Origin of the sequence: Cytobacillus sp. T106, assembly GCF_040492155.1 — a bacterium.
Lineage (GTDB): Bacteria > Bacillota > Bacilli > Bacillales > Cytobacillaceae > Bacillus_AB > Bacillus_AB infantis.
This window is the reverse complement of the sequence record NZ_JBEUMK010000003.1, coordinates 133474-147154: the sequence shown is the minus strand read 5'-3', so window position 1 is coordinate 147154 and position 13681 is coordinate 133474. Positions and strand designations below refer to the sequence as shown.

Genomic DNA, 13681 nt, shown 5'->3' with positions numbered 1-13681 from the left:
ATTTTAAAAGTTTTATGAAATCCTGCAGAAAGCCCTTCCCACAGAGGAAGGGCTTTCTATATGATAGAAAAGGAGGCGAAATGAAATGAAAAGGTATTGGCTTGTGAGACTCAGGAAAAAAAGGAATCTGACCCAGGCAGAAATTGCAGAGCTTATTCATATAGACAGAGCCTATTATTCACAAATTGAATCAGGCTTGAGAAATCCGAGCGAAGAAATCAGCCGATCGATCGGCAGGGTCCTTAACATTGATCCTTTGCTCCTTTTCTCAGATACCAACGCTTTTCAGGATGCATTTTTCCAGACCCAAAGCATCCTTGCCCACAGTGACCTGGACCTATGCTATACATGGGTCTATAATCCGACCGGCATGGAGAAGGTCCAGCATTTTATCGGTGCCAGGGATGATGAGCTTAATTACACGATTGATGCAAAGAAAATACTCGGCCTGAAAAAGAAGGTCATCGATACTCAAAAGACCGTCTCCGTCTATGACAGCTGTTTCCACAACGGAGAATCTTATAATTATTGCTTTATCGGCTATCCTCTGGTCGATCAGTCAGGCGTATTGATAGGGGTAGGCACCATTGCCATGAGGATGGATAATATGGCAGTGGAAGAATAAATACGATATGCCCTTCTGGCAGGAAGGGCATATCGTGTTTAACGCCCGATTTCCAGTCTTATCTGCTTTCTGTTCTGCACTCTCTTTTGATAAGCTCCTTTTTCAACTCTTCAAATGTGCCGATGAGATGGATAACCTGCTGCAAAAAATAGAAGGTGGAAGCTTCAGCCGGGTTATCCTTCAAATCTTCCCCAGCGTATAGATACACCCGTTTCCCAAAGCCAAGGGCGAGACCAAGCTCAATATGGCTTCCTTTACCTGCCGGAAGGAGAATGACAACAAAGTCAGCTTCCTTCACTGCTGCAAATTCAGCTTCCCCGATTGAGCGGAGCTCCTTCGCATCTTCAGCCCGGCTATTGCTGGTCCAGTCATAGGTTTGCCGAAAACCCTGCTCCTTTAAGATTGCAGCGAGCTCCCGAACCCGAGAAATATTGGAAAAACTTGAGCCGATGTAAAATTTCATCCTATCATCCTTTCAAGTAGTTATTCATAGTGTATAGTGTCAGAACAATTTGTCAATGAGAGCCAGAGTTGAAGGTTATGATAATAATATTATGTTAACAAAGATTCTGATTTCTGCCTGCATCCGTTTTACACACCTTCCAGTATAGTTTCGGCAGAAGGGAAATAAGGCAAGAACAGCGAAATAATGATTGAGAACTGGAAGGGGGAGGATATTGTATGCTGCTCGGCTTAAATCCTGATGAAGTGAGGCTGGCAGACCATTCACCAGGCTGGAAAACAGAATTTCAAAAGGTGCGCAAAAATCTGCTGGAAAACACAAATATCCCTGACAGCCATATTGCACATATTGGCAGCACCGCTATCACAGGCATCCCAGCCAAACCCATCATTGATGTTATGGCAGCTGTTGAAGACCTGGCTGCTATTGATAAACAACTGATTGCCGGATTGAGAACCGCAGGATTTCTTCAATTGAAAGTCAAACGGCCAGAGGAAATGGTTTTTGCCAGATTTGCGGATGAAGATTATAAAATCAAAACCCATTTCCTGCATCTTGTCGAATATGAAGGAGTTTTATGGAAGAATCTCCTTTTCTTCAGGGACTATTTAAACGATAACGAAGATGCAAGAAAAGAATATGTACAGCTGAAGCTTGATTATATTAAGAATACTTCCACAGGCATTAAAGCGTATACAGAGTACAAGGAAAGCTTTGTGAACAGGATTACAGAGCTGAGGGGAACAGAGGAAAAGTGATAGGTGGCCAAAACGGAAAAGCCATTAAACTGAAAAAAGAAGTCCGGTGGATCTTTTTTGATGCGGGCGGTGTACTTTTTGATACACCTGTAAAACTGGGTGAAAGGGTTCAGGAGTTCCTGGTGAAGAAAGGATACAGTCTTTCAGAAATAGAGAAAAGCATTATAGCGGCTAAAGGGATACAGACACCCTTTGTGACGTCTTTTCAGGAAGAAGAGGACTTTTATAAAAGGTTTTATGGGACGATGGCAAGGGAGCTCGGTGATAAGGCACTAGGAGATGAATTGTTTTCTGAAACTCATTATGCAGCCCACTGTGAGCTTTACCCTGAGGTGATCCCTGTTTTGGAAGAGCTGAGCAGGAATTATGAACTGGCTGTCATCTCGAATGCGATGCCCAGTATGGACCAGGTGTTCAGCAGGCTGGGGATACGGCACTATTTTAAAACCATCATTCTCTCTGCTTTTGTACATACCGAAAAGCCGGATCCAGCTATCTATCAAAAAGCCCTTGACTGTATGAATGCTAAAGGTGAGGAAAGCGTCTTTATTGATGACAAGTTGATCAATATTGAAGGAGCCGGCAGGTCTGGGATAAAAGGTTTTCACCTGGACCGGAGCGGAATGGATCTAGCCGCTCTTCTGATGAAATATAATCTGCTGCAAAAAAATCTGTCCGGCTGAAGCCATGACTGGGGGATAAACAAACGGGCAAAGTTCCAGGAAGCTGTCTTTTAAGGACTTTTTGCTCGTCTGCCAATCCAGTCGGAACAAGCTTTTACCACTATGCCTAAAACAAAAAGTGACAAGAACGAATAGGTATAATTCCATTTATACAAAATGTATAAACGATAATGCACAAATAATGGAATCATGATATACGAGACGAATAGGAAAATGGCCGCACTGGCAATCAGATAGTTTCTCCATTTGCGGAAGAATTGATAGCTTAAAGTGATCATAACCGGAATAACCGCAAAATCAACAGCATTGAAAGAGCGCAGGACGGTTATAAACTGATGCGGATAGGTCCACAGGCCATAAAAATAGCCTAATTCATCCACAATCCCGACAAGGATAAAACTTATAAGGAAAGCAAGGCTCATTTGCATCAGCCGGTAGCGGTCAATCAGAACCAATAACAGAAGTATGAATAATAGATTTAAGATAGTAATGAACCACCAGTGCGGACTGAATAAATCTTCAATCAGCCAGTATTCCAATTCCAGCCGGCTGGCTCTTTCATTCAGGTCCTGGACCATCTTGAACATAATGGGTGCCTCCTATTATATTATCTAGTTGTTGATTATATCCAACGAGGCTTAAAATTATTCAGCAGTGGCTGCCCATAAAAAAACAGCCTATAAACGGCATGAAAGACCGTTTATAGGCTGTTTTTTTAAAAAGAAATACACTATCTCACTGCTGTCTGCAGCTTATCAATAAACTTAAGCGCCTTGCCTGTCCCGATTGCTACAGATTCAAGCGGGCTGGACGCGAGGTGGACGGGAACGACGATTTCCTGTGAAAGCCAGTCCTGCATGCCATTCAGCAGTGAGCCGCCTCCTGTGAGGATAACGCCGCGGTCCACTATATCGCCGCTCAGTTCTGCCGGGCTGTCTTCAAGAGTGGCCCGGATCGCTTCAAGGATATGAAGCAGGGATTCTTTCATTGCATCCCTGATCTCATATGAGGTAAGGCTAATGGTCTTCGGCAGTCCTGTTACCAGATCCCTGCCGCGGATATCCATTTTCATTTCCTCATGGTCGATGAGGGCATAGCCGATTTCCATTTTGACCAGTTCGGCTGTTCTTTCCCCGATCAGGACATTGTACTCTTTGCGTACATATTGGATAATATCGTCATCAAGCCTGTCTCCGCCTATGCGGACAGAATGGCAGGCTACCACTCCGCCAAATGAAATGATCGCCACTTCTGTCGATCCTCCGCCGATATCGACGATTACATTCGCGACTGGTTCATCGACCGGAAGCCCTGCCCCGATTGCTGCAGCTACAGGCTCTTCAATCAGGTGAACCTTCTTTGCTCCCGCATTCCGGACAGCATCATGGATGGCCCTTCTTTCAACGCTTGTTGAGCCTGATGGTGTGCAGACCACCACATTCGGCTTGCGGATGGCAAAGCCAAGCTTTTTCGATGCCTGTCTCATGACATGGCGAAGCAGCTCGGTCGTAATATCATAATCAGCAATTACTCCATCCTTCAAAGGACGGATGGCAACGATTTTGCCTGGCGTCTTGCCGATCATTTCCTTTGCTTCCGTGCCGACAGCAAGCACCTTCCTTGTATCTGTGTCAATGGCCACAACAGAAGGTTCGTTAAGTGCGATGCCTTTATTTTTGCTGTACACCAGTATATTAGCAGTTCCTAAGTCAATTCCAATTTCAGAAGTTGAAATCATCCTATCACCTATTCTTTCATTATGATTGCCTAATAATCTTCTGTAACATTAGCACGAAAAAGGGGGTCTTCTGACGAATGTTATCGAATCGTTAAATAAATGTAATGAATGATGAAATTTTTATCATAAATGGTAAAATAAAAGGGAGGAATTGGCTGAATAAAGAAAAACCTTGTTGGCAATACTGCATAGATATTCAACTGCACAGTCAAGTTATGGTAGGATATAGGAAAGCCAAAAGGATCAACAGCCCTTATGGCCCAGAGAATGAAAGATAAAGGCAGTGTGAATGGATTGGATACAAAGCAGAAATTGATCGTGCTGATCGGCCCGACAGCTGTCGGCAAAACCAGGCTCAGCATTGAATTGGCCAAAAGGTTTGATGCTGAAATCATCAGCGGCGACTCTATGCAGATCTATAAAGGCATGGATATAGGGACAGCCAAGATTACAGAGAACGAAATGGATGGGATCCCCCATCATTTGATTGATATTAAAGCGCCAAATGAACCTTTTTCAGCAGCTGAATTCCAGGAGCTCGTCAGAAAGGAAATCGCCTGCATCGCTTCCCGGGGGAAAATGCCTATGATTGTTGGGGGAACAGGCCTTTACATACAATCCGTCATTTATGACTATCAATTTTCCGAAGCCCCGTCAGATGATGCCTTCAGGGGTGAGCTGGAAAAGCGCCTTGAAGCAGAAGGGGCAGAGAGCCTATTCAAGGAACTTTGTGAAATCGATCCTGCCAGTGCCGAAAAAATGCACCCCAATAATACAAGAAGGGTGATCCGCGCGCTTGAGGTATACCATTGTACAGGAAAGACCATGTCCCAGTACCAGGAACAGCAGGTGCCTGAGCTGCTGTATGATACAAGCATCATCGGGCTCTCCATGGACCGGGAAAAGCTGTATGATCGGATCAACAGCCGGGTTGATAAAATGATGGACGATGGCCTTCTGGAAGAAGTCGAAGCTCTTCACAGGCAGGGGCTGAAGGACTGCCAGTCAATCCAGGCAATCGGCTATAAGGAAGTCTATGAATACATAAACGGCCGCATCTCTTTAGAGGGCGCGGTCGAAAATCTGAAGCAAAATTCACGCAGATACGCAAAAAGGCAGCTGACCTGGTTTCGAAACAAGATGAATGTGGAATGGTTTGATATGACATATGTATCCGATCCAGGCTTGCTTGAAAAAAAAATCGCGGAAATTTCTGCGTATATTGAAGGAAAGCTTCAAATAAAATCGAATACATAATATTAGAGACAAAAGAGGAGGATTTATCATGAAACAATCCGTTAATATTCAAGACCAATTTCTTAACCAGCTTCGCAAGGACGGCACAGGGGTGACTGTATTCCTTTTGAACGGATTCCAATTGCGCGGGCAGATCAAAGGGTTTGATAACTTCACGGTGCTGTTTGAATCAGAAGGGAAGCAGCAGCTGGTCTATAAGCATGCCATTTCCACTTTTTCTCCGCAGCGCAACGTCCAGATCGATCTTGAAGGACAGCAATAGTCCATCCTATAAAGGAAAGTCCGCTTCTTCCGGGAAGCGGGCTTTTTATATTGAAGGCTAAGTTAAAGTTCAATGGTGATATTACTTATACTTGCTTATTACACTGACACACTCGATAGTTAAAATTCATCTAAGAGCCATTCCCCGCCCAGCTATAAAAGAGCGGACTTTCACGAGCCTGAATGAGGGAATCAGTGACAGGCTGAGGTGGAAATTAGCGGAGGAACTCCCCTTAACTTCGAAAAAACACTAAAAACAGCTCAAATAGACGGAGAAATTACAACTATCAACTCAGAAAACAGGAAAACGGACACCTTCGCTGCCCTTAACCGGAAATTCTCCGCTTATTTATACCTACTCTGGCCAAATTCAGCAGCTTAACAGTAGAATCTCCGCTTATTTTAAGGCTTGGCTGACACTCAATCAAGGATAGGACTTCCTAGTTTATCATTCCATTTAAACATTTATCACCAACAGAGTTTAACAAAGCGATATTGAAAGAACAATTTCCCTTTTCAGCAACTTTCTTTAATGATTTTGGAGGCTTGTGAATATATATAAAAATAACGGTTATTTCTCGGGAAACCGCAGGATATGACATCTGGAGGCTCCTGCAGGGAGAAAAACCCGATATTATGTCGCTTCAGCAGTAAATATGGCTTTTTTTCTGCCTGAAAGATAGTCATTTGTCACAAGAGTCAGCTTCAGGGAGTATACTGGTGGGAAATAGTGAGGTGAAAGCTTTGGACCAGCCGATACGCATGAAAAATAATGGCCAGATCAGCATTGTGCTCAATTCGCAGAAAAGGAAGCCATTCACAAAGGAAAGCCCGGACATCCAAGTTGTTCCAAGGGTATTGCCTCAGGAGCATGCAGCACTTAAAGAAATTGAGGAAGAGCTCGCGGCTCTTGTCGGCATGGAAGAAATGAAGCGGATGATAAAAGAAATTTATGCATGGATATATGTGAACAAGAAAAGGGAAGAAACAGGGCTGAAGGCAGGGAAACAGGCTCTGCATATGATGTTCAAGGGCAACCCGGGTACAGGGAAGACGACGGTCGCCAGGCTGATCGGCAAGCTATTCCTCAGGATGAATGTCCTTGCCAAAGGCCATCTGATCGAGGCGGAAAGAGCCGATCTTGTCGGTGAATATATCGGCCACACTGCACAAAAGACCCGTGACCTTATCAAGAAGGCAATCGGCGGCATTCTTTTCATAGATGAGGCCTATTCACTCGGCAGGGGAGGAGAGAAAGATTTTGGCAAAGAAGCGATAGATACGCTTGTCAAGCATATGGAGGACCGGCAGCACGAGTTCATCCTGATTCTTGCCGGCTACTCAAGGGAAATGGATTATTTCCTCACACTCAATCCCGGCCTTCATTCAAGATTTCCGCTTGTCATCGATTTTCCTGATTATACAATCGAGCAGCTGATGGAAATCGCGCAAAAGATGCTGGTGGAAAAAGAATATTCCCTGAGCCATGAAGCGGAGAAGAAGCTGAGGGAGCATCTTGTGTGGGCAAAATCGGATATCAGCACAACCGCTTTTTCCAATGGGCGCTATATCCGCAATATCCTTGAAAAATCGATCCGTGCACAGGCAATGAGGCTGCTGATGCAAAGCCATTTCGACCGGCATGAGCTGATGACGATCAGAAGCAATGATTTAATGTTTGAAGAAGATATGTAAGAAAAGCGCAAGCGCCTTGCTCACCCTTAAGGAACGCAGACTAAGAACGCCACGTCCTGTGGCAACGTCTGCATAACCCCCATCCTGGGGGCCTCAAGACGATCATCCCGGAAAGGCGTTCTTTGCCTTTTTGGGATGATTGGCTTGTGACCTCGAGGGGGTAGGCGCTGGAGCTAGACAGTAATCAAATTCGTAAAAGTTATATTTTCTTATCTTGTAATAAAAAAGCAGGCTGCCGGGCCTGCTTTTTGCTTTCTGTATTTTATTGCCTGGCTGCGCCAAGCCGCCTCGCCGGAAGCTTCCAGTGATAGGTGTATGACAGCACCCGGAGAAGGGTGATAGACACAAACAGGCTGTATAATGCAACGGCCGAGTCTGCCAGCCCGAGCCCGATGGCAAAGCCGCAGAGAATAGCCCAGACTGCGTAGATTTCCGATCTCAGCACCAGCGGCTTCCTCCCGGCAAGAAGGTCGCGGATGATGCCTCCGCCGCTTCCGGTCAGGACAGCAGCCACGATGACAGCGCTGAGCGGGTGGCCCATTTCCGATGCGTAAATCGCACCCTGGATCGCAAAGGCAGAAAGGCCGATTGCATCAAAGAAGTTCCCCCATTTTTGCCAGTGCCTTAACAGATTATTAGGGAACAAAAATACCGCTGTAATGGACAGCAGGGCAATCTGGAAGAACATCCCCTGCTCCCAAAGGGCTGAAACCGGCACCCCGATCAGCAGGTTGCGGATGGCACCTCCGCCAAACGCTGTCACAATCCCGAGTATGTAAACCCCTAAAATATCATATTCTTCTTCCATGGCAATGATCGCGCCGCTTACTGCAAAAGCAATCGTGCCAATCATGCTCAATACTTCCCAAGTCATGGTGCATTTCTCCTCTGGTGAAGGCCGTAGCAGGCCAGCTTTTCATTTATATAAGGCAGGGCGTTTTGCGTATTCCCCTGCATAAAATTCTATTCAAACCAAATATGATTTTAACATGCAAATATGATTTTTCAATCTTTATTTTCCAGCAGCGGAAAAGAATAAGAAACAGAAGGGTTTTAAAGCGCTCAGGCTGGTGAAAATAGTAGGATGGAAAGCATATTTTTGGTATGATATTTGAAGGTCAGCTGTACGTGATTATGTTTGAAGACTTATACAGAAAAGAGGGATTACTTGGAAAATAAAGCGGAATTCGAAAGGGTTATTCTCGTAGGCTGCCAGACTGGCGAGGACGACAGGCATTTCCAGTATTCAATGGAAGAGCTTGCCTCATTGACAGAAACAGCCAACGGCAAGGTGCTCGCCGAGCTGTCCCAGAAAAGAGAAAGAATCCATCCTTCTACATATATAGGAAAAGGCAAGGTTGAAGAATTAAAGATGCTCGAGGAAGAGCTTGGAGCAGACCTGATCATCTTCAATGATGAACTTTCACCAAGCCAGGTCAGGAATGTTTCCAATGAAGTGAACAGCAGGGTCATTGACCGGACTCAGCTGATCCTCGATATTTTCGCACAGCGGGCCAGGTCGAAGGAAGGGAAGCTGCAGGTTGAGCTTGCCCAGCTGCAGTATCTGCTCCCAAGGCTTGGCGGGCAGGGTATCCAGCTTTCCAGGCTTGGTGCTGGGATCGGGACAAGGGGGCCGGGGGAAACGAAGCTTGAATCCGACCGCCGCCATATCCGCAGGAAGATCGATGATATTAAGTCCCAGCTGTCTGTCATTGTGCAGCACAGGGACAGATACCGCGAGCGCCGCAAAAAAAATAAAGCGTTCCAGATCGCTCTTGTCGGCTACACAAATGCCGGGAAATCGACCCTGTTCAACCGGCTTGCCGAAGCTGAATCCTTTGAAGAGAACCAGCTCTTTGCGACGCTTGATCCGATGACAAGGAAGCTCATCCTCCCAAGCGGTTATCTGGCGCTTGCAACCGACACGGTCGGGTTCATTCAGGATCTGCCGACAACGCTTGTTGCAGCCTTCAGGTCGACGCTTGAGGAAGTGAGTGAAGCAGATCTGCTGCTACATGTCATCGATTCATCAAATCCGGATTATTTTCAGCATGAAAAGACCGTGAACAAGTTGCTCGAGGATCTTGATATCCAGCACATCCCGCAGCTGGCGGTTTATAATAAAAGTGACCAGGTGCATCCGGATTTCGTTCCATCGGCAAAGACCGAATCCGTTGTGATCAGCGCATTTGCGGATCAGGACCGCAGCATGCTGAAGCGAAAAATCGAGGAGCTTGTCCTGGGCATGATGAAGCCATACCAGGTAGAAATTCCGTCAACTGAAGGCAGATTGCTGTCGCAGCTGAAAAACGAAACAATATTGAGGGAGCTCTCATTCCAGGAAGAGACAGAGGTTTATCTCTGCAAAGGATATGCCCTTGAAGATCACCAGATCACTGGAGAATTAAATAAATACACAGTATAAAAAAGGCCGGAGGGAATGAACCCTCCGGCTCTTGGATTGGAGAACAGCATGTTTCAGCATTTAGAATACGGAAGCCGGATTCAAGAACTGGCTTCACAGGCAGAAGAAAAAATTGCATCCGTTCATAAAAAGATTGACCAAAGAATCGAAGCCAACCAGTTCAGGGTGCTTGAAAGCTTTCAGCATTATAAGGTAAGCGATTCTCATTTCATTCCTTCGACAGGCTATGGGTATGATGATATCGGAAGGGATACACTTGAAGAAATATATGCGAGGGTGTTCGGAGGGGAAGCAGGTCTTGTAAGGCCGCAGATCATCTCAGGAACACACGCCATCTCTACCGCTCTTTTCGGTATCCTCCGCCCAGGGGATGAACTGCTTTATATGACCGGTAAACCTTATGATACCCTTGAAGAAATCGTCGGCATCAGAGGCAAAGGGACAGGCTCTCTGAAGGAATTCGGCATAAGCTACAGCAGCGTTCCGCTCGGTGAAGATGGCTATGTGGATTTTGAAGCCGTCAGGAGCGCCATTAAGCCGAAAACGAAGATGATCGGAATACAGCGGTCTAAAGGCTATGCTGTCAGGCCTTCTTTTACAATTGCCCAGATCAAGGAAATGATTGAGTTTGTAAAAGGAATCAAGCCGGACGCGGTCGTCTTTGTGGACAATTGCTATGGGGAATTCATCGAGGAAATGGAGCCTTGCCATGTTGGCGCTGACCTGATGGCCGGATCCCTCATCAAGAATCCAGGCGGCGGCCTTGCCAAAACCGGCGGCTATATTGTCGGCAAAAAGGAATTGGTTGAGGCTTGCTCTTACAGAATGACATCGCCAGGGATCGGTGCGGAAGCGGGAGCCTCCCTATACAGTCTCCAGGAGATGTACCAGGGATTCTTCCTTGCTCCGCATGTTGCCGGCCAGGCACTGAAAGGGGCAGTATTCACTGCGGCACTGCTTGAAATGCTCGGGATGAATTCTTCGCCAAAATGGGATGCAGAGAGGACAGACCTGATTCAATCCGTCCAGTTCGATGACCGGGATAAAATGGTGGCATTCTGCCAGGCCATTCAATATGCATCTCCGATCAATTCCCATGTAACCCCTTATCCTGCTTATATGCCGGGCTATGAAGATGATGTGATCATGGCGGCAGGCACATTCATCCAGGGTGCGAGCATTGAGCTTACCGCCGATGGACCGACGCGTCCGCCGTATGTGGCCTATGTCCAGGGGGGGCTCACATACTCGCATGTAAAAATTGCCGTATGCACAGCGGTCAACCTTTTAGCAAAAAAGGGTTTAATACAACTTTAATAGGTGAATATATAAAAGGGCAGCAGAGGCTGTCCTTTTTAATTTTTGTCAGGGGGAAAATTTTTTGTGTTTTTAATGTTATAAAACCTTACATAAGGTTGACAACAAATCTGACATTACATATAATAAACACAAGAAATGATTGAAAAGGAGGAGAAATCGGATGAAAGGCAGTGAAATACGCCGTTCCATGCCGCTATTTCCAATTGGGACTGTAATGCAGCTGACTGAGCTGACGGCCAGGCAGATCCGCTATTACGAAGAGCACCAATTGATTTCTCCAGCACGAACTGACGGAAATAGACGGCTTTTTTCCTTAAATGATATTGATAAGCTCCTGGAGATCAAGGATTTGATCGATCAGGGAGTCAATATGGCGGGAATCAAGCAATTATTCGCCATGCAGGAACAAACATTATCAGCTGAAGTACAGCAGCAAGCAGAAAAAGTAAGGCGCGATTTGTCTGATGATGAATTGAGAAAGCTCCTGAGGCAGGAAATGATGCAGGCCGGCCGATTCAACCGGCATTCACTCCGCCAGGGAGATATGTCCCGCTTTTTCCATTAAATAAAATTGATGTGTCCTAAGGGAGGAAAAACTAATGGCTAACTACACTAAAGATGACATTAAACGTATTGCTGAAGAAGAAAACGTAAAATTTATCCGCCTTCAATTTACGGATATCCTCGGAACAATCAAAAACGTGGAAATCCCGATTTCCCAGCTTGAAAAAGCGCTGGACAACAAAATGATGTTCGACGGCTCTTCCATCGAAGGCTTCGTCCGCATTGAAGAATCAGATATGCTTCTGTATCCTGACCTCAGCACTTGGGTTGTATTCCCTTGGACAGCTGAAAAGGGCAAGGTTGCCCGCCTGATCTGCGATATCTACAACCCGGATATGACTCCATTTGATGGCGATCCGCGCAACAACCTGAGAAGAATCCTTGATGAGATGAAGGAATTAGGCTTCACAGACTTCAACCTCGGACCTGAGCCGGAATTCTTCCTGTTCAAGCTTGACCAGCAGGGCGAACCTACTCTTGAACTGAACGATAACGGAGGCTACTTCGACCTTGCGCCGACAGACCTTGGCGAAAACTGCCGACGCGACATCGTGCTCGAGCTTGAAGAAATGGGCTTTGAAATTGAAGCTTCCCACCACGAAGTGGCTCCAGGACAGCATGAAATCGACTTTAAATATGCTGATGCGCTGACTGCATGCGACCAGATCCAGACATTCAAGCTTGTTGTTAAAACAATCGCCCGCAAGCACGGCCTGCACGCAACATTCATGCCAAAGCCATTGTTCGGCGTAAACGGATCAGGGATGCACTGCAATATGTCCCTGTTCAATGAGGGCAAGAACTCATTCTATGATACTACTGGAAACCTTGAGCTAAGCGATACTGCCCGCCAGTTCATCGCCGGCATCATCAAGCACGCTCCGGCTTTCACAGCTGTAACGAACCCGACTGTCAACTCTTATAAGCGCCTCGTGCCCGGCTATGAAGCACCTTGCTATGTGGCATGGTCTGCAAGGAACCGTTCACCGCTTATCCGCATCCCGGCATCACGCGGCATGAGCACACGTGTTGAAGTCCGCAGCGTTGACCCGGCAGCCAACCCATACCTGGCTATGGCAGTGCTATTAAAAGCAGGGCTTGATGGAATCAAGAACAAACTGACTCCTCCTGCACCGGTAGACCGCAACATTTACGTGATGAACAAAGAAGAGCGCGTAGCAGAAGGCATTGAAGATCTTCCTGCAACACTAGCCCAGGCGCTTGACCAGCTGAAGAGCAATGAAATCATGGTTTCAGCCCTCGGGGAGCACATCTTCGAACACTTCATTGAAGCGAAGGAAATTGAGTGGGATATGTTCCGTACACAAGTTCACCCTTGGGAGCGCGAGCAGTACCTTCAGATGTATTAATAGATTTAGCCCCTTGATACCATTGGTATTGAGGGGTTTTTTTGTGTTGATTTTAAGAGGGGTCCGATTTTTACGATTTAAGGGCAGTCTTCATATATTTGGCCGGTTCGCCGCAAGAGGGAGATAGGAGTCACTCTAGTGGTGGAAGAAACAGGTCAGAGTGACTCAAGAGGAGGGTATGAGTCACTCTAGTGGTTGAAGAAACAGGTCAGAGTGACTCAAGAGGAGGGTATGAGACACTCTAGTGGTGGAAGATGCAGTTCAGAGTGACTCGAGAGGAGGGTATGAGTCACTCTAGTGGTGGAAGAAACAGGTCAGAGTGACTCAAGAGGAGAATATGAGTCACACTAAAGGTGAAAAAAGCCAACCAGAGTGCCTCAAGAAAAGAATATGAGGCACTCTGATGGTGATGAAGGCTGAGCAGAGTGCCTCAAGAAGAGAATATGAGTCACTCTAAAGGTGAAATAGCCAACCGGAGTGCCTTAAGAGGAGAATATGAATCACTCTGATGGTGGGCAAGGC

General features: G+C 46.2%; 14 protein-coding genes. 10 read left to right on the top strand and 4 right to left on the bottom strand.

Annotated features, from left to right (window positions below):
* Positions 1 to 85: 85 nt before the first annotated feature.
* The gene (locus ABU165_RS08410; RefSeq protein ID WP_318060077.1) at positions 86 to 625 is read left to right on the top strand and encodes a helix-turn-helix domain-containing protein; all 540 of its coding nucleotides are present in this window, start codon (positions 86 to 88) and stop codon (positions 623 to 625) included.
* Positions 626 to 683: 58 nt separating this feature from the next.
* Here ABU165_RS08410 and ABU165_RS08405 read toward each other — a convergent pair whose 3' ends face one another.
* Positions 684 to 1088: a nucleoside 2-deoxyribosyltransferase gene (locus tag ABU165_RS08405; protein WP_311224500.1), complete on the bottom strand. Its 405-nt coding sequence runs from the start codon at positions 1086 to 1088 to the stop codon at positions 684 to 686.
* 218 nt (positions 1089 to 1306) lie between these two features.
* Between ABU165_RS08405 and ABU165_RS08400 the strand changes: the two genes are divergently transcribed.
* The gene (locus ABU165_RS08400) at positions 1307 to 1846 is read left to right on the top strand and encodes a GrpB family protein (RefSeq protein WP_318060076.1); all 540 of its coding nucleotides are present in this window, start codon (positions 1307 to 1309) and stop codon (positions 1844 to 1846) included.
* The gene (locus ABU165_RS08395) at positions 1843 to 2529 is read left to right on the top strand and encodes an HAD family hydrolase (protein WP_094767408.1); all 687 of its coding nucleotides are present in this window, start codon (positions 1843 to 1845) and stop codon (positions 2527 to 2529) included. Before ABU165_RS08400 ends, ABU165_RS08395 begins: the two co-directional genes overlap by 4 nt.
* 50 nt (positions 2530 to 2579) lie before the next feature.
* On the opposite strand, the gene ABU165_RS08390 is transcribed toward ABU165_RS08395, so the two are convergent.
* On the bottom strand, positions 2580 to 3116 hold the full coding sequence (locus ABU165_RS08390; protein WP_009791506.1) for a CBO0543 family protein: 537 nt from the start codon (positions 3114 to 3116) through the stop codon (positions 2580 to 2582).
* 143 nt (positions 3117 to 3259) lie between these two features.
* Entirely contained in the window at positions 3260 to 4267 is a 1008-nt protein-coding gene (gene mreBH / locus ABU165_RS08385) for a rod-share determining protein MreBH (protein WP_009791505.1), read from the bottom strand.
* A gap of 255 nt (positions 4268 to 4522) precedes the next feature.
* On the opposite strand from mreBH, the gene miaA reads away from it, so the two are divergent.
* The 3 genes from miaA (at position 4523) to spoVK (ending at position 7480) form a co-directional block, all read left to right on the top strand.
* Positions 4523 to 5524 carry a tRNA (adenosine(37)-N6)-dimethylallyltransferase MiaA gene (gene miaA / locus ABU165_RS08380; RefSeq protein WP_240683945.1) on the top strand — a complete coding sequence of 334 codons (1002 nt, stop codon included), beginning with the start codon at positions 4523 to 4525 and terminating at the stop codon, positions 5522 to 5524.
* Positions 5525 to 5552: 28 nt separating this feature from the next.
* A complete protein-coding gene (gene hfq, locus ABU165_RS08375; RefSeq protein WP_022543740.1) occupies positions 5553 to 5786 on the top strand; it encodes an RNA chaperone Hfq in 234 nt (77 codons plus the stop codon).
* 743 nt (positions 5787 to 6529) lie between these two features.
* Complete coding sequence (spoVK, locus tag ABU165_RS08370) at positions 6530 to 7480, top strand: stage V sporulation protein K (RefSeq protein WP_094767522.1); 951 nt, start codon at positions 6530 to 6532, stop codon at positions 7478 to 7480.
* 262 nt (positions 7481 to 7742) lie between these two features.
* On the opposite strand, the gene ABU165_RS08365 is transcribed toward spoVK, so the two are convergent.
* Positions 7743 to 8354: a trimeric intracellular cation channel family protein gene (locus ABU165_RS08365; protein ID WP_094767406.1), complete on the bottom strand. Its 612-nt coding sequence runs from the start codon at positions 8352 to 8354 to the stop codon at positions 7743 to 7745.
* Between the two features lie 294 nt (positions 8355 to 8648).
* Between ABU165_RS08365 and hflX the strand changes: the two genes are divergently transcribed.
* From hflX to glnA, 4 genes are all read left to right on the top strand, one after another.
* Positions 8649 to 9905: a GTPase HflX gene (hflX, locus tag ABU165_RS08360; protein ID WP_318060075.1), complete on the top strand. Its 1257-nt coding sequence runs from the start codon at positions 8649 to 8651 to the stop codon at positions 9903 to 9905.
* Positions 9906 to 9953: 48 nt separating this feature from the next.
* A complete protein-coding gene (locus tag ABU165_RS08355; protein WP_318060074.1) occupies positions 9954 to 11222 on the top strand; it encodes a methionine gamma-lyase family protein in 1269 nt (422 codons plus the stop codon).
* Between the two features lie 163 nt (positions 11223 to 11385).
* The gene (locus ABU165_RS08350; protein WP_009791586.1) at positions 11386 to 11790 is read left to right on the top strand and encodes a MerR family transcriptional regulator; all 405 of its coding nucleotides are present in this window, start codon (positions 11386 to 11388) and stop codon (positions 11788 to 11790) included.
* A 34-nt stretch (positions 11791 to 11824) separates the two neighbouring features.
* Positions 11825 to 13159, top strand: coding sequence for a type I glutamate--ammonia ligase (gene glnA / locus ABU165_RS08345; protein WP_009791587.1), 1335 nt, complete (start codon positions 11825 to 11827; stop codon positions 13157 to 13159).
* The last annotated feature ends 522 nt before the right edge of the window (positions 13160 to 13681 follow it).

Bases quoted from the DNA above. Each gene is read 5' to 3' on its own strand.
- ABU165_RS08410 (WP_318060077.1), top strand. From the start codon at position 86: ATGAAAAGGTATTGGCTTGTGAGACTCAGGAAAAAAAGGAATCTGACC.
- ABU165_RS08405 (WP_311224500.1), bottom strand. From the start codon at position 1,088: ATGAAATTTTACATCGGCTCAAGTTTTTCCAATATTTCTCGGGTTCGG.
- ABU165_RS08400 (WP_318060076.1), top strand. From the start codon at position 1,307: ATGCTGCTCGGCTTAAATCCTGATGAAGTGAGGCTGGCAGACCATTCA.
- ABU165_RS08390 (WP_009791506.1), bottom strand. From the start codon at position 3,116: ATGTTCAAGATGGTCCAGGACCTGAATGAAAGAGCCAGCCGGCTGGAA.
- mreBH (WP_009791505.1), bottom strand. From the start codon at position 4,267: ATGATTTCAACTTCTGAAATTGGAATTGACTTAGGAACTGCTAATATA.
- miaA (WP_240683945.1), top strand. From the start codon at position 4,523: ATGGCCCAGAGAATGAAAGATAAAGGCAGTGTGAATGGATTGGATACA.
- hfq (WP_022543740.1), top strand. From the start codon at position 5,553: ATGAAACAATCCGTTAATATTCAAGACCAATTTCTTAACCAGCTTCGC.
- ABU165_RS08365 (WP_094767406.1), bottom strand. From the start codon at position 8,354: ATGACTTGGGAAGTATTGAGCATGATTGGCACGATTGCTTTTGCAGTA.
- ABU165_RS08355 (WP_318060074.1), top strand. From the start codon at position 9,954: ATGTTTCAGCATTTAGAATACGGAAGCCGGATTCAAGAACTGGCTTCA.
- ABU165_RS08350 (WP_009791586.1), top strand. From the start codon at position 11,386: ATGAAAGGCAGTGAAATACGCCGTTCCATGCCGCTATTTCCAATTGGG.
- glnA (WP_009791587.1), top strand. From the start codon at position 11,825: ATGGCTAACTACACTAAAGATGACATTAAACGTATTGCTGAAGAAGAA.